We start from the raw sequence: 18,007 nt of genomic DNA, 5'->3' as shown, positions 1-18,007 counted from the left end.
TGAAATAAAGATGAACCTGTCGTTGCTGGCGGCGTATTTCGCCGCCATTTTGTTGCTGATCGCCGCGCCGGGGCCGGTGGTGGCGATGGTGGCCAACACCGCGGCGCGCTTTGGCGCCCGGCGCGCGCTGTTGACCGCGCTGGGCAGCAACGGAGCCTCCTTGTTGCTGATCGGCGTCGCCGCGCTGATTATCACCGGGCTGTTCGCCGTGGATATGCGCTTGCTGCAGTGGATAGGCCTGCTGGGTTGCCTGTTTATCGGCCGCATGGCGATCGTCTCGCTGTATGAGGATTTATCCGCGCGAGCCCCCGATGTGCAGCCCGTTGCGCCGCCGCAAAAACGCTCGGCGATCCTGAACGGTTTTCTGGTGGGCATCGCCAACCCCAAAGACATTATCTTCTTCGTCGCCTTTTTCCCGCAGTTCATCGCCGTCACCCCCTCGATCGGCGCCAGCCTGACGCTGCTGACCGCGCTGTGGGTGCTGGCGGACTTCGCCATTTTGCTGACCTATATCACCCTGCTGTCGGGAACGGCGCTGCAGCGCGCGCGGCGGGCGATCTCTGTCCTGTCGGCGTTGCTGCTGTTGGGGGGGGCGGTGGTGGGAACGGGGTATGCGCTGTGGGGGCTGCTCGGCTGAAGCCGCATAAAAAACGCCGGTCGGGAAACCGGACCGGCGTTTTATCGTCGCGTTTACGCCGCGCCGTTCGGCTGCGGCGTGGGGTCGCCGTTGCGGCGTTTGGCGAGGAACAGCGCCACCAGCGTCAGCCAGCACAGGCCGCTGATGAGGTTGAACAGGTTGAACAGCCCGCTGCCGCCCCAGACGTAGGCGACCTTGGCCAGCTCGATGCCGACGGTGAACACCATCATGCTCAGCATGCCCATAGTGGCCGACACTGTGCCCTTGCTGACGTTGCTGGAGAACAGCGTCAGGCGGTACAGCCCGGCGTTGGCCAGGCCAATGCCGAAGGCGTACAGACTCAGGCCGGCGGTCATCCACAGGTAGGCGTGGCTGGAGAACTGGGTCGCCAGCGCGGCGATCAGCAGCCCCAGCAGCATCGGGCCTGCGCCCAGCTTGATCAGGCGCTCCACGCTGTTTTTGCCGGTCAGGCGTGCCAGCGTCAGGTTGCCGAGGATCAGCGCGCCGAACACCGGGATCTGCAGCAGGCCGTAGTCCAGCGTCGACAGCGACTCGCCGCTGATCAGGATCACCGGCGACTGGGCGATCCAGGCCAGCAGCGGCAGGCTGGCGAAACCGATCGCCAGGGCGCCGCACAGGAAGCGGCGGTTGCCCAGCACCTGGCGGTAGTCGCGCCACAGGTTGGCGGCGGAAAACGCCTCGCCCTGCAGCGTGGCGGTTTCCGGCATCGCTTTCCACAGGCCGTAGAAGGCGATGGCCGCCAGCGCCGCAAACAGCACAAACATGCTCTGCCACGGCGCGACGTGGATCAGCGCCGCGCCGGCCAGAGGCCCGAGCAGCGGGGCGATCAGCGCCACGTTAGCCATCAGGGCGGTGATTTTGATGCACACCGCCTCCTCGAACGACTCCTGGATGGTGGCGTAGCCGACCGCGCCGATAAAGCACAGGCCGATGCCCTGCAGGAAACGCATGGCGATAAACTGCTCGATGGTGGTGACCAGCAGGATCGCCAGGCAGGAGACGATGAAGAACGCCACCCCGGCCAGCATCACCGGGCGACGGCCGCGACGATCCGACAGCGGCCCGAGCAGCCACTGCAGGAAAATGCCGCCGGCCAGATAGGCGGTCATCGAGGTGGGCACCCACTCTTCGCCGGCGTTGAAATCCGCCACGACGGCCAGCATGCCCGGCTGAATCATATCGTTGCCGATATAGGTGGCGAACTCGAACAGCACCAGACAAAGAGGGAATAAAAGCGCCTGTCGGCCCAAACGTGCCGCAGGTGGTAATGTCGTTTTCATATTATTGTACTGATAGTAAAAGAGAAAAAGGAACTGCCAGGGCGGGAAGCGCAAACTGAGCGAGTTGTGGCGGCTATTTTGCCGCCAATTGTTCACCTTCGCAATCATAAGGTGTTGTTTAAGTGCATTCTGATATTTCGCTTTTGGGTTGTCGCCGAACGCCGTGCCCGATAACCTCTTCTTAACATATCAATATGACACAAGATCGGGCGAGCGTTTGAGCGAGAAAATCGGCTGGATAGACAACCTGCGGGCGATGGCGTGCATGATGGTGGTGATGATCCACGCCACCACCTATTACGTCACCAACGGCGCGGCGATAGGGTTGCACAACTGGGACATCGCCAACGTGCTGAACTCACTGTCGCGCGTATCGGTGCCGCTGTTCTTCATGATTTCCGGCTACCTGTTCTTCGGCGAAAAGAGCGCCGGCCGGCGGCATTTCACCCGCATCGCCTGCTGCATTCTGTTCTACAGCGCCATCGCGCTGATCTATATCGCGGCCTTTACCAAGATCGGTTTCTGGCCGTCGCTGCGCGGCATCCTGCAAAAGCCGGTGTTTTACCACCTGTGGTTTTTCTACGCCATCGCAGTGATTTACCTGCTGTCGCCGCTGATCAGCGTCAAGCCGGTGTCGCGCCGTTACCTGGCCGTCGCGCTGGTGGTGTTGGCGGCGCTCGCCAACCCGAATACCGACAAGCTGGCCTTCGGCAACGCGCACCTGCTGCCGGTTAACCTGTATATCTACGGCGATACCTTCTACTACCTGCTGTATGCGTTGGCCGGGCGGGCGATTGGCATGATGGAGGCGCGCGGGCGCGCCGTGGGCTGGTTGGCGGCGCTAGGATTTGCGCTGTGCGTGGCGCTGATCGCGCGCGGCACCAAGCATCAGCTGTTCGTCAACGGCAACTTCGCCGATACCTACTACATCTACAGCGGCCCGCTGGTGTTTATGGCGGCGGTGGCGCTGTTGGTGTGGGTGAAACACTGTTTGCCGCAGCCGATCGGCTGGCTGAGCGTATTTTCCCGCCATTCGCTGGCGATTTACGGTTTTCACGCCCTTATCGTTAACGTGATGCGCAGCCGGCACTTGGATTTCACCGGCCACCCGCTGCTGGATATCTTCTGGGTGTTCGGCGTGGCGCTGGGGGGCAGCCTGCTGCTGTCTGTCGGCCTGCAGCGGCTGGATACCCGCCGGCTGGTGTCATAGCGGCGAGCGCTGGCGCTGCTGGGCGCGGCGCAGCTGCCGCCCGGAAGAAAAACCGGCCGCCAGCGCGGCCTTCTCCAACCCATACCCTTGCTGCAGGCGCTGTTGCGCCACCGCCAACCGCAGCTGTTCATGATATTCCCGCACGCTGATGCCGACGTGGCTGCGAAACAGCCGCGCCAGATGGCGGCTGCTGACGTGCGCCTTCTCCGCCACCTGCGGCACCGACCAGTCGGCTTCCGGCTCGGCGGCCATCACGTCCTGCGCGCGGTGCACCGCCGGGTGCAGGTGGTTGCGGTAACGCAGCCAGGGCGACAGCTGCGGATCGTCGCCGGCGCGGCGGAAATAAACCACCATGTCGCGTGCGACGTCGCGCGCCCGGCCGGAGCCGCAGTGGCGGTGGACCAGGTGCAGTGCCAAATCGATGCCGGTGGTGATGCCCGCGCTGGTATAGACGCCGCGGTCTTCGACGAAGATGCGGTTCTCTTTCACCTGCGCCGCCGGCGCCTGCAGGCGGATACGTTCGATGACGTCGTGGTGGGTGGTGCACTGATAGCCGTCGAGCAGCCCGGCCTGCGCCGCCAGCAGCGCGCCGGAGCAGATGCACACCAGGGTGATGCGCTGCCGCTGCAGATCGGGCCGCAGCGTCGCCAGCCAGCGGCGGGCCTGCTCGGCCTCTTCACCGGCGAAATAGCGCTGCGAATCGCCGACGCCTGGCAACACCAGGATGGCGCCGTCTTCCAGGCGTTCGGGCAACGGCTGCAGGCCGCTCAGCGTCATGCCGATGGAGCAGACGAGCTGCGGCGCCGGGCTGAGGTAACGCAGGCTGAACGACCCGGCGAGGCGCAGGGTTTCCGCCGGGCCGCTGACGTCGAGCGACAGCACGTTGGGCAACAGCAGAAAATAGACGGCCTGCGGCATGGTTACTCCTGTGCGAGTTGCGCCAGCGCCTCATCCACGCTGGCGATGCGGGCGAAACGATCGACCAGTACGGTTTCAGTATGCCGCTTCAGCTGCGCGGGGGTAAAGACTTCACCGTCGGGATGGCGCATCGGGAAGGTCAGCGTCGCCTCGGTGACGAAGGTCACCCGATAACCGAGATCGGACGCCACCCGGGTGGTGGTTTCACAGCACTGTTCGGTGCGGATGCCGGAGATGATCAGGTGGTTGATATCCCGCTCGCGCAGCCAGGCGTCGAGGCCGGATTCGGTCAGCGCATTGTGTACATGCTTATGCACGGTGATATCCGCTTGGTGGGTGAGGAATGGCAGGCGCTGCACGTGGCCCGAAGCCAGCGAGAACGGCCCCTGCGGCGAGACGTGCAGCACGTCGACCAGCGCCGCGCCGCGTTGCTGACAGCCCGCGATCAGACGGGTCAGCGCCTGTTGAAACGCCGGCAGATCGTCCTCCTGCCAGAATGGACGGTGCTGGAATGATTGCTGGACATCGATGATCAATAACGCGCTCTGTGACATTTTCGGCCCTCCGCCAGTGTGTGTAGCGACCATATTGCGCCGCTCATTACTCTGGCAGAAGGCCAAAAACGGCCATCATGATGACAACAGCGGACCGACCTTAGGCTTTGCTCACCTGGCCAGCCACCAGGCGCCCCTGATGGAAGGTGGCGCTGCGCGCCGGCAGGCGGGCGACCGCCTCGGCGGAACAGCTGGCGTTGACCAGCACGAACTCGGCGGCATCGCCGGCTTTCGGCCAGGCGCGCTGGCCCTTATCGTCCAGCGGCAGCACGCCGCCGGTGGAGATGGCCATGGCGCGCGACAGGTGATACTCGTCGGAGCCGCGGTACAGCTGGGCGTACAGGTTGGCCTTCTCCAGGATGTCGCCGGTGCCGAACGGCGACCAGTGGTCGATCACGCTGTCGGTGCCGGTCATCACGAACACCCCTTTCTCGCTGAGCTGCGGCAGCGGCATCATCAGGCTGCCGATCGGCACCGTGGAGGCGATGGTGATCTGCTGCGCCGCCAGCCGGGTGGCGGTTTCCGCCAGTTCGCCCGGCGTCAGCGTGGTCAGGGCGAAAGCGTGGCTGATGGTGACCTTGCCGCGCAGCGCCGGGTTTTTCTCCACGGTGGCGATCATGTAGTTGATGGCGGCGACCCCGGCCGGGCTGGTTTCATGCAGGTGGATATCCACGCCTTTGCCGGTATCGAGGGCGATCTGGAACATGGCGTCCAGCGATTTCTCCATCGCGCCGTCGACGTTGGTCGGATCCAGCCCGCCGACGTACTGCACGCCCATCTGCATCGCTTCGCGCATCAGCGCATCGACCCTGGAGTGCAGCAGGCCGTGCTGCGGGAAGGCGACGATTTCACAGCTGAAGTCCGCCTGGTGGTTTTCCAGCGCGCGCTGCAGGTGCTCCAGGCTTTTCAGGCCGCTGACCGGATCGATATTGCAGTGGCTGCGCGCCACGGTGCTGCCTTTGGATTGCAGCAGGGCGATCAGATTTTCCGCCCGCTGCTGCGAGGTGGGCAGCAGTTTCGGGATCAGCGTCTGCTCCAGCGCGATCATGTCCATGATGGTTTTGCCCTGGCGCGGGCGCGGCGCCTGCCACGGGCCGCTGTAGAAGGTTTTATCCAGGTGGATGTGCATATCGCGAAACGCCGGCAGCAGCAGCTGGCCCTGCGCCTGATAGCGGGGCACGCCGGCGGGCAACGCAGCGTTGGCGGCGTGAATGGCGGCGATCTTGCCGTCTTTGATCTCAAGCGTGTACAGCGCGGTGCGGGTGCCGATCACCGTGTCGCCGTCGTATTCAAAGCCGTCTTCCAGCCGCACCTCGCTCAGGCAGTAGTGGCGATCGGTCAGGGTCATCGGCGTTGGCGCACACTGCTCGCCGCCAGGAGACGCGGCCTGTGCCACGCCACCGGTCAGGCCGATCACCGCGCAGGCGGTGGTGAGTTTGCCGGTTTGGCTGAGGAAGGCTCTGCGGCCCGGTTGTTGAGGGTTTTCCACGTTCGGTTCCTTAATCCAGAGGTGAGGTGGGTGAAAACATCCCCCAATTTAGGAGAGGAACCGGCCGGTTGGCAGCGACATTTGCCACTGGTAACTATTCGATTTGGTAATGACCGGCGTGCGCTGGCGTTTATATCAACCCGCAAAACACCGTCAGACGCTGGGCCAGCGCCAGCGTGGCGGCGGGGGCGCCGTCGCGGTAGTAGAGCGCCAGTTCGAAGCTGTCTATCGGCGGCAATCCTTCGGCCGCCCCCAGCACCCGGTGCGTGGGTAAACGACAGCCGGCCGGCAGCAGGGTGACGCCCAGCCCGGCGGCGGAAGCGGCGGTCAGCGCCGCCAGGCTGGCGCTGCTGTAGCCGATGCGCCAGCGTTTGCCGAGGTTGTCGAGCGCCTGGCACAGCTCGTCGCGGTACAGGCCGCTGAGTGGAAACACCGCCAGTGGCACCGGCGATTGTTCGATGGCCGGGAAGGCCAGGCTGTCCAGCCACAGCAGCGGTTCCGGCCGCGCGGCGCGCGGCGGTTGCTGGCGGCGCTGCTTCACCAGGATCAGATCCAGCTCTTCACGCGCGTAGGCGCTGTGCAGATCGGCGCTCAGGCCGCTGGCGACGTCCAGCCGCAGGTGCGGGTGCTCGCGGCTGAATTCCGCCAGCAGCTCGGTGGTGGGCACGGCGAAATCTTCCGGCATACCGATTCGCAGCACGCCGTCGCGCCAGATGCCGGTCAGCGCGTCATGGGCTTCTTCATTCAGCGCGATAATGCGGCGCGCGTAGCTCAACAGCTTGACGCCTTCTTCGGTCAGCAGCACCTGATGCGAGGAGCGTTCAAACAGCGGCTTGCCCAGCATCTCTTCCAGCCGGCGCACCTGCTGGCTGACGGTGGACTGCGACAAGAACACCCGCTCTGCGGCGCGGGTGAAGCTGTTGCTGTCGCACACGGCGACGAAGCTGAGCAGCAGCTGCGGATTGAACATCGGGTAGCGATTCATTTTCCCACTGTTGGCTATTTTATTATTTAATTTCCCAATACTAGCGGCGTTGCCTACAGTAACGCAACGCTGCGGCGATCGCGCTGTGACGCCGCACTCTTCATTTTGCAGTACCAGGAATATACCGTGTTAAATCATTCTGTTAATTCGCCTTCTCCACGTCGCTGGCTCAACCCTCTGTTGCTGGCGCTGGTGTTGATCGGCCTGAACATGCGGCCGCTGTTGACTTCGATCGGCCCGTTGCTGCCGACGTTGCGCCAGGCCACCGGGCTGAGTTTTGGCGGCGCGGCGCTGCTGACCACGCTGCCGGTGCTGATGATGGGGCTGATGGCGCTGGCGGGCGGCGCCATCAACCGACTGTTCAGCGAACGCAGCGCCGTGGCGTTGAGCCTGCTGGCGATCGGGCTGGGCGCGCTTTGGCGCGAACTGGCCCCCGGCAGCGTGCAACTGTTAATGAGCGCGGTGCTGGGCGGGCTCGGCATCGGGGTGATCCAGGCGGTGATGCCCGGCATCATCAAGCATCACTTCCTTAAAAGCATGGCGCTGGTGGCCGGGCTGTGGTCGGCGGCGCTGATGGGTGGCGGCGGTTTGGGTGCGGCGATCACCCCATGGCTGATGAGTACGGGGCGCGACTGGCACAGCGCGCTGGCCTGGTGGGCGTTGCCGGCCCTGGTGGCGCTGCTGGCCTGGTGGCCGGTCAGCCGCGGGCTGTCTCGCCTGGGCGCGGCGGGCGAACACCGCGGCCCAAGCCTGCTGCGCAACCGGCGCGCCTGGCTGCTCGGCGCCTATTTCGGCCTGATCAACGGCGGCTATACCAGCCTGATCGCCTGGCTGCCGCCGTATTACATGCAGCTGGGCTGGCAGCCGCAGGCCAGCGGTTCACTGCTGGCGCTGATGACCTTTGGCCAGGTGATGGGCGCGCTGCTGCTGCCGGCGCTGGCGCGCAATCATGACCGGCGGCCGCTGCTGCTGCTGGCGCTGATGATGCAACTGATCGGCTTTATCGGCCTGATTTATCTGCCGCAGACGTTGCCGTGGCTGTGGGTGTTGCTTTCCGGGCTGGGGCTGGGCGGCGCGTTCCCGCTGTGCCTGGTGCTGGCGCTCGATCACCTGCACCAGCCGGCGGCGGCCGGGCGGCTGGTGGCCTTTATGCAGGGCGTCGGGTTTCTGCTGGCGGGCGTGACGCCCTACCTCTCCGGCCTGCTGCGCGACTACAGCGGCGGCTTCGAGCTGGACTGGCAGATCCATGCGCTGCTGGTGGTGGTGCTGATCGCCATTACCTGGCGCTTCCACCCGCACAGCTACCGACGGGCGTTCGCCGAATAATATTTCTGTCATTGCCGCTCCCTATAGTGACGTTGCTTTTACTTCTGGGCGATAACAACGAAAAGGGATAATGACATGCACAACATCAAAACCCGGCTGGCGCTGCTGGTCGGCTGCATGGCGCTGAGCGCCAACCTGTGGGCCGAGGCGCAGCCGGTGCAGGCGACGCTGGCCGGGCATGCGCTGCTGCCGGTGAAATCCACCGTTGCCACACCGAAGGACGCGCCGAGCGATCTGCAGCAGAGCGGCAAATACACCAGCGGCAAACGCATCACCGAGCTGGGCAGCGTGGCGGGCAAATCCGCCGATCGCCTGACCGGGATCGGCCTGCCGATCAACGGCCAGCCGCTGCAGGGCCACTCCGGCATCAAACACATGCCCGACGGCACCTACTGGGTGCTGACCGACAATGGTTTCGGCAGCAAGGCCAACTCGCCGGACGCCATGCTGTACCTCAACCACTACAAGATCGATTTCAAAGACGGCACGGTCGCGCCGCTGAAGACGGTGTTCCTGCACGATCCGGATAAAAAGGTGCCGTTCCACATCATCAACGAGAGCACCGAGCAGCGCTATCTGACCGGCAGCGATTTCGATCCGGAAAGCTTCCAGTTTGCCGACGATGCCTTGTGGATCGGCGAAGAATTTGGGCCTTACCTGATCAAGGCCGACCTGAACGGCAAAGTGCTGGCGGTGTTCGACACCCAGGTGGATGGCAAAGTAGTGAAATCGCCGGACAACCCGACGCTGACCCTGCCGGGCGCGCCGGACGGCAAACAGAACTTCCAGGTGGCGCGTTCCAAAGGCTTTGAAGGCATGGCTGCCTCGCCGGACGGCAGCAAGCTGTACCCGCTGCTGGAAGGGGCGCTGTGGGACGGCGAACAGTTCGAGAACGTCGGCGGCAAACGCTACCTGCGGGTGCTGGAGTTCGACGTCAAACAGCAGGCCTGGACCGGCCGCAGCTGGCAGTACGTACTGGAAGACAACCAGAACGCCATCGGCGACTTCAACATGATCGACGCCACCCACGGGCTGGTGATCGAGCGCGACAACGGCGAAGGCACGCCGGATAAAGCCTGCGCCGCCGGCGCGCCGACCGACAACTGCTTCAGCCAGCTGGCCAAGTTCAAGCGGGTGTATAAAATCGCCTTCTCGGACGCCAACGTCGGTAAACCGGTCGAGAAACTGGGTTATATCGACCTGATGAACATTCAGGATCCGAACAAGCTGGCGCGCAAGCCGCTGAACGACGACGTGCTGACCTTCCCGTTCTTCACCATCGAGAACGTGGACGTGGTGGACGCCAACCACATCATCGTCGGCAACGACAACAACTTCCCGTTCTCCTCCAGCCGCCAGCCTAATATGGCGGATGACAACGAGTTCATCCTGCTGGACGTGAAGGATTTCCTGAAGTAGCGCTCCCCGGCCGCCGAATCGCCGGCGGCCGCCATTTCCCGCTTAGCGCAGCGAACGAACTGCGCTATAATCAGCGCCTTGCTTCCCTCTTCTCCAAGGAAGATCCTCGTCCCCGGTGGGGCGGCCGGACTTCAAATCCGGTTGGGGCCGCCAGCGGTCCTGGGCAGGTTCGACTCCTGTGATCTTCCGCCAATCAATATCTCCCAACCTCCTCTGTGATTGTCGGCTCCGGTAGAGTGAGTTTGCTTCTTTCGCTTTGTGTTAGTGCAGCTTGCGTGGGTAGAAGAAACGTTCATGAAGAAGGACTATGAGGCAGTAAGCCGTTGACGTAAAAACCGCTTACGCGGCCTTTTTATTTCTGAGAAACAGGGCAAGCAGATACAGGGCGCCCAGCGGCAGGGCCATGACATAACAGAATGCATAATACAGGATCAGCACGCCATTTTTGCCTATGGTATCGGCGAACAGTCCGCGGTGCCAAAATTCTTCACTCGTGAACTGCAGGGCGGCCGTTTCAGTGCCTTTTTTAGCACAGGGATACAGTAAAAAGCTCAGGATGGAGAGGATCAACGAAAGTGCGATATTCACCATGTCCTGGAAAGAATAGATGTAATAAAGCGCGATAAAAAAGTAAGTCACGCCCCACGCCTGACTTTTCCAATAATACACTTTGGTCATTTTCGCCTCCCTGCGCATGAGTTCCTTTCTGTTTCGTGCTTGGCGAAATGGAACATCGATGCCATTGCCCGCGCCGCTCGGTTTACCCAAGACGTCTGAGTATGCGCAGGGCTTCGGCAAAATGCCATATTACCGGCTTATCTGGCAGGCGTATTTGGGTTCTGCCGCGAGCGTCTCTTCTCCCCAACCCCTAACCCCCTCACTCCCGCTGCAAAAAGAACTGCTTGATGGTCTGCCGCAGCCAGCGATGCGCCGGATCGCGATCCAGGCGCGGGTGCCAGGCCTGCACGATAAACACCGACTCCAGCTCGAGCGGCAGCTCGATCTCCGCCAACGGCAGGTGGATGTTGCTCACCCCTTGCAGCACGTGGCGCGGCAGCGGCAGGATAAAGTCCGATTTCATGGTCAGCATCATCGCCGAATGGAAGCCCGGCAGGGTCAGGGCGACGTTGCGCTGCAGGCCGAGATCGCGCAGCGCGTCGTCGATCGGCCCCTGCGTGCGCCCACGGCGGGAGACGCTGATATGCGGGTAATGAGTCAGGGTTTCGGGCGTTACCCGGCCGATGATTGGGTGCCCAGGGCGCACCAGCGCCTGAAAGGTGCTGGTGAACAGGCTCTGCGTCTTGATTTCCGGGTGCCAGTCGCGCGAGGAACCGATCACCAGATCCACCTTGCCGCTGCGCAGCGCGTCATCCTCGCCGTCGCTTTCAGCGATAAACTTCAGGCCGCTTAACGGCGCCATGTCCCGCAGCGTCTCCAGCAAGCCGCCCGCCAGCGCGCCGATAAAAATGTCGTTGGCGCGAATGGTGAAGGTTCGGGTCAGCTTGCCGGGTTCGAACGCATCATTCGGTGCGATCAGCGCGGCGGCCTGCTCGATGATCTCGCCGAGCTGGCGTTTCAACTCCAGCGCGCGCGGCGTCGGCACCAGATGCTTGCCGGCCCTGACCATGATCGGATCGTCGAACTGCCGGCGGATGCGCCCCAGAATGCGGCTCATCGCCGGCGCGCTCAGGTTCATCTTTTCGGCGGCGCCGCTCACGCTCCCTTCTTCCAGCAGCAGATTCAGCGCATAGATCAGATTGAAATCAATTTTTTGCGGCATGGCCTCTCCGGTCGTGACGTGTGTGGTGGATTGCGTTTTGTGCAATTAGTTAATTACATGATTTCATTTTAAACAATCGAAATAAGTCCGGATACTGCCCACGACAACAAAGATTGAGGCTGAAACAGCAGGAGTGGGGAATGGTTGAGGTGTCTGTTACGCCGCACCACAAAAATCGATGGCTCGCCAGCGCCGGTGAAATCAACGGCCGCACCTGGCTGGGGCTGTTCGGCGTGTTTTTGGCGGTGATGGCCAGCGGCGTGGGGGAAAACGCCAGCAAGTTCGCGCTGGCGGACATACAGGGCGGCATGCTGCTGAGCTTCGATGCCGGCAGCTGGCTGACTACCTGTTACGTCACCGGTTTTGTGATCGGTTCCGGGTTCACGCCCTGTTTTTGGCCGACTTTTTCGCTGCGCCGGGTGGCGTTGACGATGTGTGGCATTTATCTGGCCGGCGGGCTGCTGACGCCCTGGCTGGGAGAACAGTATGGCACGCTGTTGGCGGTGCGCAGCCTGCAGGGCTTCGCCGGCGGCGCGTTGCCGCCGATGCTGATGACGGTGGTGCTGCGTTTTATGCCGCCGCTGATCAAGGTGCTGGGGCTGGGCGCCTACGGCTGGGTCTCGGCCTGGAGCGCCACGCTGGGCGCCACCGCCGCCGCCTTCGCCTTCCACTGGGGCTGGAGCGGGTATTTCTACTGGAACCTGCCGCTGATGGCGATCGCCGCCTTGTGCATCGGCTACGGTCTGCCACAGGATCCGCTGCGGCTGGAGCGCCTGCGGCAGTTCAACTGGCGCGGCCTGCTGCTCGGCGGCATGGCGCTCGGCATGCTGACGGTGGGCATTTCACAGGGGGAGCGGCTCGACTGGCTGAATTCGCCGCTGATCTACGTTTTATTATTGGGCGGCGGCGGATTATTGGCGTTATTTCTGATTAACGAATGGTACCACCCGCTGCCCTTTTTTAATTTACAGCTATTAAGCAAAAGGAATTTGTCTTTCTCCTTAATTACGCTGGGTGGCGTGCTGTTAATTATGGTGTCGCTGGTTAATATCACGTCGGGATATTTAGCCGCGATTCAAGGTTATCGTCAGGAACAAACCTCCGACTTAATGCTGTGGGTTGCGTTGCCGCAATTAATTACGCTGCCGATCGTCGCCATAATTTGCAATACGCCGCGGGTGGATTGCCGCTGGGTGCTGGCGATCAGCCTGCTGTTGATGGCCACCGCCTGCGTGCTGGCGGCTCAACTGACGCCGGAATGGAACGGCGACACGTTTCGCGTCATCGCGCTGTTGCAGGCGGTCGCTCAACCGATGGCGATCATCCCGTTGCTGATGCAGGCGACCGGTGGGCTGTTGCCGACCGACGGGCCGTTTGCGGCGGCCTGGTTCAACGCGGTGAAAGGCTTCGCGGCCACCGCAGCCGGCGGCGCCATCGCGCTGCTCAGCCGCCAGCGCGGGGATTATCACGCCGGCACGATCGCCGACGGTTTCGGCTCGGCCTACAGCAGCGCATCGGGGTCGGCGGAGCAGCTGGCGCAGCTTGCCGCCCGGCAGGGCCACGTGCTGGCCAGCGCCGATCTTTATCTGTTGGTTGCCGGCCTGGCGTTATTACTGACCGCGCTGATTTTAGTTATGCCGACCCGTATTTATCCGCCGCGTTCGGTCGCCGCCTGACATTTTATCATCAGAAATAAATATTAAGTGGAGTCACTTTTATGGCTAACAAAAAAGTCGCCGTCGCCGTATTGGCGGTTACCGTCATTACGCTGGGGTTATTAATGAATAAGTTTTTTATTAAAGAGACACAGCAGAATACCAACGACGCCTATATTCGCGCCGATATCTCGCGTATTTCTCCGCAGATTGCCGGTGAAATTGCGCAGGTGTTGGTCAGGGACAACCAGTGGGTTAAACAGGGGGAGTTGCTGGCGGTGATCGATCCGCGTGAATTCAACGTTGCCCTTGCGCAGGCGACGGCGCAGGAGCAATCCGCCCGCGCCCGGCAGGACGACGCCAGGGCCAACCTCACCCGGCAGAGCGCGCTGATCGCCGCCGCGCTGGCGGAGCGGCAGGCGGCGCAGGCGGAGCTGGCGTTTGCGCGTCAGGAGCAGAACCGCTACCAGAGAATGGCCAGCAGCGGCGCGGGGTCGCAGCAGGCGGCGCAGCAGGCGACAACGCGGGTGCACACGCTTTCCGCCAATGTGGCGCAGGCGGAGGCGACGCTCAAAGCGGCGCGAAACATGGAGCAGGTGCTGCAGGCCAAGCTGGCGGACAGCGATGCCGAGCTGATGCTGGCGCAGGCCAAGAAAGCGATGGCCGAACTGAACCTGTCTTACACCCGCATCACCGCGCCGATCGGCGGCGTGATCGGCAAGAAAAGTCTGCGGGTCGGGGAGTTCGTCAAACCGGGCGATGCGCTGCTGGCCATCGTGCCGCAGGACAAGCTGTACATCATCGCCAACTACCAGGAAACCCAGTTGGAAAACATTGCGCACGGGCAGTCGGTAGACATCCATATCGATACCTTTCCCGGCCAAACGCTGAAAGGGCAGGTGGACAGCATCGCGCCGGCTTCCGGCGTCAGCTTCGCGGCCGTGGCGCCGGAGAACGCCACCGGCAACTTCACCAAGATCGTGCAGCGCATCCCGGTGAAAATTGTATTTGATATCAACAAAGAGCATGCCGCCTTGTTGAGCGCCCTGCGCGTCGGCATGTCTGCGGACGTCAGCATCAATACGTTGGACGGAGGCCTGCAATGAACAGAGCCGTGATCCCGCTGCTGTTGATGGCGCTGAGCGGCTGCCGGGCGGTAGGGCCGGACTACGCTCGGCCGCAGAGCGCGCTGCCCGAGAGCTGGGGTGAGCAGGCCGGCGGCGGGGCATTGCCGGTGGCCTGGTGGTCGATATTCAACGATGCGCCGCTGTCGCAGCTGGTGCAGCGCGTGGCGGCCGGTAACCTGGATCTGCAGCTCGCCACGGCGCGCCTGCAGCAGAGCCGCGCCCTGCTGGGCGCGACAGAGGCGGCGCTGATGCCGGATCTGAGCCTGGACGGCGCCTATCAGCGCCAGCGCGCCACCTCGGTGGGCAGCATGGATCCGTCCGGCAACGGCGGAGAGGCGGATTACAACCTCTGGCGCGGCGGCTTCAGCGCCGCCTGGGAGCTGGACATGTGGGGCAAGCTGCGCCGCGCCTCGGAAAGCGCGCGCGCCGGCTTCGCCGCTTCGCAGGAGAATCGGCGCGCGCTGCTGACGTCGGTGACGGCGGAGGTGGCGAGCGACTATCTGCGCCTGCGCGCCACGCAGCAGCAGCTGGCGGTGGCGCAGGAAAACCGTGCTACGGCGCTGCGCACGCTGCAGCTGACGCAAAGCCGCTATCAAAGCGGCGCGGGCAACGAACTGGATATCGATCAGGCGCAGGTGCAGTTGGCGCAGGTGGATGCCCTGCTGCCGACGTTGGCCGACCGGCAAGAACGGCTGATTAACGCCATCGGCCTGTTGTTGGGCGAGCGGCCGGGCGCGCTGAACGCGATGCTGTCGCCGCCGGGGCCGCTGCCGACGCTGGCGCGCGCGGTGCCGATGGGGGTGCCGTCGGATCTGGCGCTGCGCAGGCCGGATATTCGCGAAGCGGCGGAGCGTTTGCATCAGGCGACCGCCGAGATCGGCGTCGCCACCGCCGACTACTACCCGCGCATCACGCTGACCGGCAACGCGGGCTACCAGGCATTGGCCTTGTCGGATATGGGCAGCTGGTCCACGCATACCTTCGCCATCGGCCCCGTTTTGTATCTGCCGTTGTTCGACGGGGGAAAAATCACCCAGCGGGTACGCCTGAGCGAATATCGCCAGCAGGAAATGGCCATCGCCTACCAGCAAACGGTGCTGCGCGCCTGGCACGAGATCGACGACGCGCTTTCCGGCTATCGCGCCCAACAGCGCCGCCAGATGCACCTGGCCGAAGCGCTGGCCGCCAACCGACACGCGTTTGCGCTGGCGCGCGACAGCTATCTGAACGGTGCCAGCGATTTTATCCACGTCCTGAGCACGCAGCGCGCGCTGCTGGATCTGCAGTCCGCGCAAATTGTTTCAGAGGAGGAGACGGCGATCGCCGTGGTGAATATCTATCGAGCGCTGGGCGGCGGCTGGGAACTCACCTACCCGTCTGCGGCGCCACAGGAGAAGGCTGATGCACAACACGCTGAATAAGATTGTCGACGAGATGCTGGAAAGGGACACCCGCCGCAAACGGGAGGCCCGGGTGAGCGCCGTGCGGCAAGTCACCGCTCGGATCAGGCGCATCACGTTGAGCGGCGATGATGTGGATAAGTTTATCGCCGATCCGCGCGCGCAGGAGCCGGCCAGCTGGGTCAAGGTGTTCTTCCCGTGGCGCGACACGCTGGCCGGGCGGGCCTACACCCTGAGCGGCATCGACAAACTCGCCCGCACCTTCGATATCGACATGGTGCTGCACGGCGAAGGCCCGGCGTCGAACTGGGCGCGCGACGCGATGCCGGGCGACAAGCTGGGGTTCGCCGGCCCTTGCTCCGGCGGCTTTCGGCTGTTGCCGCAAACTCGCTGGCTGCTGTTGCTGGGTGATGAGACCGCGCTGCCCGCCATGCGCACCATTATCGCCTCGCTCTCCGCCCCGTTGCCGGTGCTGTGGTTCGCCGAGGTGGGCGATGCGCAGGAGATCCAGGACGTCGATTGCTCCTTTTTGCAGGTGAACAGCTGGCAAATCCGCACCCGACATTTCGACAGCGTGATGAACAGTCCGCTGGTGCAGGCCGTCAGCCACTGCGAGCTGCCGGCCGGCGAAGGGCAGGTGTGGTTGGCCTGCGAGCAACAGGTCGCCGCCTATCTGAAGGCGCGTTTTATCAACGAAATGGGCATTTCCCGCGCCGCCTTGTTTGCCAAAGGTTATTGGAAAAAGGGCGAAGCCAATTTCAAGGGCGCGATTTAACTCGGGCGAGTGAGGATGGTTATGATTGAGAGAGTGTTATTGGCGGTGGACTGCTTTGAACACAGCGGCAACGCCCTGGAATTTATGGCGCGCCTGCAAGGCAGCATCGGCGGCGTGATTGTGCTGACGGTGGTGGACAATGCCTTCACGCTCAGCCGCAGCGGCCTGCGTTTCGACAGCGATGAGCGCGAGGAGTATCCCGCCGCCCAACGGGAAGAAGCGCTGGCGGAAAAGCAGGTCGGGCAGGTGACGCGGGCGCTGAAACAGCAGGGCTTCAATGCCCAGGGCTTGCTGGCCGCGGGCTCGCCCATTGAGGTGATCCCGGAACAGATGGCGCTGTTCAACTGCGATCTGTTGATCATCTCGCACCGCCACCTGTCTTCGTTGGGGCGCTGGCTGAACGCTTCCGTCACGCGTGGCCTGCTGGATGAGATCGGTCAACCGGTATTGGTGATCCCGCGCTAAGCTATGGGTAAGGGCAGCCGCATGCGGCTGCGCGCGTTCGGCGACGAAGGCCGCACATACCGGAGGTCAACATGCGAAGTCTGGAAGATCACCTTGCCGCTTATGCCGCCTATCACCGCGATGCGCGCAATATCGCCACGCATTTTATCGGTATCCCCCTGATCGTCATCAGCCTGCTGGCGCTGCTCTCCCGGCCGGCGTGGGGCGCGGGAGGGCTGCCGTTTTCGCCGGCCTGCGCGGCGGTTATCGTCTCGGCGCTCTATTACCTGCGGCTGAACCTGCGCCTTGGCATCATGATGCTGGCGTTGCTGCTGCTGTGCCTCGGGTTCGGTGCCTGGGTGGCGTCGCTGTCGACGGCGGCGTGGTTGAGCGTCGGCATCGGCGGCTTCGTCATCGGCTGGCTGTTTCAGTTTGCCGGGCACTTTTGGGAGGGGCGAAAACCGGCGTTTATGGACGACGTGACGGGCCTTATCATCGGCCCGCTGTTCGTGCTGGCGGAAGCCTGCTTCCTGGCCGGCGGGCTGCGCGAACTGCAGCGGAACATCGAACTGCGCGCGGGCAAAGTGCGCAATGGGAGGGGATGAGGTGGCGTTGATGAAGCGTTGGCGCCGGAGCATCGCGCTGGCGGTCAATGCTGATTTACGGCCCGCGTTGGCGCGTTATCGGGAGCAACTGCTGCAGGCAAGGACGGTATCGGATGAGAGGCGCTTAAAGCGCGAAGCGGCCAGAAAGCTGATCCGCGCCACCAATATGTTGCGCGCCGAGGGGAGCCCGTTCTGGCCGATAACGCTAACCGACTATGCCGATCAGCTGTTGGCGCTTTATGCAGAGCAGCGCGATGAAATGGACTATTGGTTAGCGCACGCGGCAGGGGAGGCGAATGACGCGGATTTTAGCGACAGAATGATGCAATTTCTTGACTGGATCGAAGCACAGAAAAAAATAACGCCGGCTTGAGCCGGCGTT

The 18,007-nt window shown here is 63.1% G+C and carries 18 protein-coding genes and 1 tRNA gene; 12 read left to right on the top strand and 7 right to left on the bottom strand.

Features of this window, described 5'->3' with window-relative positions; translation table 11 throughout:
- The first annotated feature begins 10 nt into the window (after positions 1 to 10).
- Positions 11 to 637 carry a LysE family translocator gene (locus tag WFM45_RS21585; protein ID WP_274851749.1) on the top strand — a complete coding sequence of 209 codons (627 nt, stop codon included), beginning with the start codon at positions 11 to 13 and terminating at the stop codon, positions 635 to 637.
- A gap of 53 nt (positions 638 to 690) precedes the next feature.
- On the opposite strand, the gene WFM45_RS21580 is transcribed toward WFM45_RS21585, so the two are convergent.
- Positions 691 to 1,938, bottom strand: a complete 1,248-nt coding sequence (locus WFM45_RS21580; protein ID WP_033633516.1) for an MFS transporter — start codon at positions 1,936 to 1,938, stop codon at positions 691 to 693.
- Between the two features lie 217 nt (positions 1,939 to 2,155).
- On the opposite strand from WFM45_RS21580, the gene WFM45_RS21575 reads away from it, so the two are divergent.
- A complete protein-coding gene (locus WFM45_RS21575; protein WP_336957226.1) occupies positions 2,156 to 3,148 on the top strand; it encodes an acyltransferase in 993 nt (330 codons plus the stop codon).
- Here the strand turns inward: WFM45_RS21575 and WFM45_RS21570 are convergent.
- From WFM45_RS21570 to WFM45_RS21555, 4 genes are all read right to left on the bottom strand, one after another.
- Entirely contained in the window at positions 3,143 to 4,066 is a 924-nt protein-coding gene (locus WFM45_RS21570) for a GlxA family transcriptional regulator (RefSeq protein WP_033631420.1), read from the bottom strand. The genes WFM45_RS21575 and WFM45_RS21570 overlap by 6 nt on opposite strands.
- 2 nt (positions 4,067 to 4,068) lie before the next feature.
- Positions 4,069 to 4,620, bottom strand: coding sequence for an isochorismatase family protein (locus WFM45_RS21565; RefSeq protein ID WP_004934049.1), 552 nt, complete (start codon positions 4,618 to 4,620; stop codon positions 4,069 to 4,071).
- A gap of 100 nt (positions 4,621 to 4,720) precedes the next feature.
- Positions 4,721 to 6,109 carry an amidohydrolase family protein gene (locus WFM45_RS21560; protein WP_336957225.1) on the bottom strand — a complete coding sequence of 463 codons (1,389 nt, stop codon included), beginning with the start codon at positions 6,107 to 6,109 and terminating at the stop codon, positions 4,721 to 4,723.
- A 130-nt stretch (positions 6,110 to 6,239) separates the two neighbouring features.
- On the bottom strand, positions 6,240 to 7,094 hold the full coding sequence (locus WFM45_RS21555) for a LysR family transcriptional regulator (RefSeq protein ID WP_033631422.1): 855 nt from the start codon (positions 7,092 to 7,094) through the stop codon (positions 6,240 to 6,242).
- 126 nt (positions 7,095 to 7,220) lie between these two features.
- Here WFM45_RS21555 and WFM45_RS21550 point away from each other — a divergent pair, with 126 nt between their 5' ends.
- The 3 genes from WFM45_RS21550 to WFM45_RS21540 all read left to right on the top strand — a co-directional run bounded on the left by WFM45_RS21550 (position 7,221) and on the right by WFM45_RS21540 (position 10,031).
- Complete coding sequence (locus WFM45_RS21550) at positions 7,221 to 8,420, top strand: cyanate transporter (protein WP_082997384.1); 1,200 nt, start codon at positions 7,221 to 7,223, stop codon at positions 8,418 to 8,420.
- Positions 8,421 to 8,495: 75 nt separating this feature from the next.
- Entirely contained in the window at positions 8,496 to 9,839 is a 1,344-nt protein-coding gene (locus WFM45_RS21545) for an esterase-like activity of phytase family protein (protein ID WP_336957224.1), read from the top strand.
- A 97-nt stretch (positions 9,840 to 9,936) separates the two neighbouring features.
- Positions 9,937 to 10,031 (top strand) — tRNA-Sec (locus tag WFM45_RS21540).
- A 147-nt stretch (positions 10,032 to 10,178) separates the two neighbouring features.
- On the opposite strand, the gene WFM45_RS21535 is transcribed toward WFM45_RS21540, so the two are convergent.
- Together WFM45_RS21535 and WFM45_RS21530 are read right to left on the bottom strand one after the other, a co-directional pair.
- On the bottom strand, positions 10,179 to 10,517 hold the full coding sequence (locus WFM45_RS21535; RefSeq protein ID WP_004934067.1) for a colicin E1 family microcin immunity protein: 339 nt from the start codon (positions 10,515 to 10,517) through the stop codon (positions 10,179 to 10,181).
- A 199-nt stretch (positions 10,518 to 10,716) separates the two neighbouring features.
- Positions 10,717 to 11,619, bottom strand: a complete 903-nt coding sequence (locus WFM45_RS21530; protein ID WP_031299766.1) for a LysR family transcriptional regulator — start codon at positions 11,617 to 11,619, stop codon at positions 10,717 to 10,719.
- A gap of 140 nt (positions 11,620 to 11,759) precedes the next feature.
- Between WFM45_RS21530 and WFM45_RS21525 the strand changes: the two genes are divergently transcribed.
- From WFM45_RS21525 to WFM45_RS21495, 7 genes are all read left to right on the top strand, one after another.
- Positions 11,760 to 13,295, top strand: coding sequence for an MFS transporter (locus WFM45_RS21525; RefSeq protein ID WP_193843181.1), 1,536 nt, complete (start codon positions 11,760 to 11,762; stop codon positions 13,293 to 13,295).
- Positions 13,296 to 13,336: 41 nt separating this feature from the next.
- On the top strand, positions 13,337 to 14,380 hold the full coding sequence (locus WFM45_RS21520; RefSeq protein WP_004934076.1) for an HlyD family secretion protein: 1,044 nt from the start codon (positions 13,337 to 13,339) through the stop codon (positions 14,378 to 14,380).
- Positions 14,377 to 15,822, top strand: coding sequence for an efflux transporter outer membrane subunit (locus WFM45_RS21515; RefSeq protein ID WP_336957223.1), 1,446 nt, complete (start codon positions 14,377 to 14,379; stop codon positions 15,820 to 15,822). The genes WFM45_RS21520 and WFM45_RS21515 overlap by 4 nt, the downstream gene beginning before the upstream one ends.
- Positions 15,803 to 16,576, top strand: coding sequence for a siderophore-interacting protein (locus WFM45_RS21510; RefSeq protein ID WP_336957221.1), 774 nt, complete (start codon positions 15,803 to 15,805; stop codon positions 16,574 to 16,576). The genes WFM45_RS21515 and WFM45_RS21510 overlap by 20 nt, the downstream gene beginning before the upstream one ends.
- 21 nt (positions 16,577 to 16,597) lie before the next feature.
- Positions 16,598 to 17,041, top strand: a complete 444-nt coding sequence (locus tag WFM45_RS21505; protein ID WP_015376224.1) for a universal stress protein — start codon at positions 16,598 to 16,600, stop codon at positions 17,039 to 17,041.
- Positions 17,042 to 17,112: 71 nt separating this feature from the next.
- Entirely contained in the window at positions 17,113 to 17,625 is a 513-nt protein-coding gene (locus WFM45_RS21500; protein ID WP_004934084.1) for an Mpo1 family 2-hydroxy fatty acid dioxygenase, read from the top strand.
- A gap of 10 nt (positions 17,626 to 17,635) precedes the next feature.
- On the top strand, positions 17,636 to 17,998 hold the full coding sequence (locus WFM45_RS21495; protein ID WP_226988573.1) for a hypothetical protein: 363 nt from the start codon (positions 17,636 to 17,638) through the stop codon (positions 17,996 to 17,998).
- Positions 17,999 to 18,007 lie beyond the last annotated feature (9 nt).

Origin of the sequence: Serratia sp. KG1D, assembly GCF_037150675.1 — a bacterium.
Classification (GTDB): Bacteria; Pseudomonadota; Gammaproteobacteria; order Enterobacterales; family Enterobacteriaceae; genus Serratia; species Serratia nematodiphila.
Note: the sequence above shows the minus strand (reverse complement) of the source record. Positions and strands in the feature narration are given on the sequence as shown.

Bases quoted from the DNA above. Each gene is read 5' to 3' on its own strand.
- WFM45_RS21510 (WP_336957221.1), top strand. From the start codon at position 15,803: ATGCACAACACGCTGAATAAGATTGTCGACGAGATGCTGGAAAGGGAC.
- WFM45_RS21500 (WP_004934084.1), top strand. From the start codon at position 17,113: ATGCGAAGTCTGGAAGATCACCTTGCCGCTTATGCCGCCTATCACCGC.
- WFM45_RS21530 (WP_031299766.1), bottom strand. From the start codon at position 11,619: ATGCCGCAAAAAATTGATTTCAATCTGATCTATGCGCTGAATCTGCTG.
- WFM45_RS21545 (WP_336957224.1), top strand. From the start codon at position 8,496: ATGCACAACATCAAAACCCGGCTGGCGCTGCTGGTCGGCTGCATGGCG.
- WFM45_RS21520 (WP_004934076.1), top strand. From the start codon at position 13,337: ATGGCTAACAAAAAAGTCGCCGTCGCCGTATTGGCGGTTACCGTCATT.
- WFM45_RS21525 (WP_193843181.1), top strand. From the start codon at position 11,760: ATGGTTGAGGTGTCTGTTACGCCGCACCACAAAAATCGATGGCTCGCC.
- WFM45_RS21495 (WP_226988573.1), top strand. From the start codon at position 17,636: ATGAAGCGTTGGCGCCGGAGCATCGCGCTGGCGGTCAATGCTGATTTA.
- WFM45_RS21565 (WP_004934049.1), bottom strand. From the start codon at position 4,620: ATGTCACAGAGCGCGTTATTGATCATCGATGTCCAGCAATCATTCCAG.
- WFM45_RS21580 (WP_033633516.1), bottom strand. From the start codon at position 1,938: ATGAAAACGACATTACCACCTGCGGCACGTTTGGGCCGACAGGCGCTT.
- WFM45_RS21585 (WP_274851749.1), top strand. From the start codon at position 11: ATGAACCTGTCGTTGCTGGCGGCGTATTTCGCCGCCATTTTGTTGCTG.
- WFM45_RS21535 (WP_004934067.1), bottom strand. From the start codon at position 10,517: ATGACCAAAGTGTATTATTGGAAAAGTCAGGCGTGGGGCGTGACTTAC.
- WFM45_RS21570 (WP_033631420.1), bottom strand. From the start codon at position 4,066: ATGCCGCAGGCCGTCTATTTTCTGCTGTTGCCCAACGTGCTGTCGCTC.
- WFM45_RS21515 (WP_336957223.1), top strand. From the start codon at position 14,377: ATGAACAGAGCCGTGATCCCGCTGCTGTTGATGGCGCTGAGCGGCTGC.
- WFM45_RS21555 (WP_033631422.1), bottom strand. From the start codon at position 7,094: ATGAATCGCTACCCGATGTTCAATCCGCAGCTGCTGCTCAGCTTCGTC.
- WFM45_RS21505 (WP_015376224.1), top strand. From the start codon at position 16,598: ATGATTGAGAGAGTGTTATTGGCGGTGGACTGCTTTGAACACAGCGGC.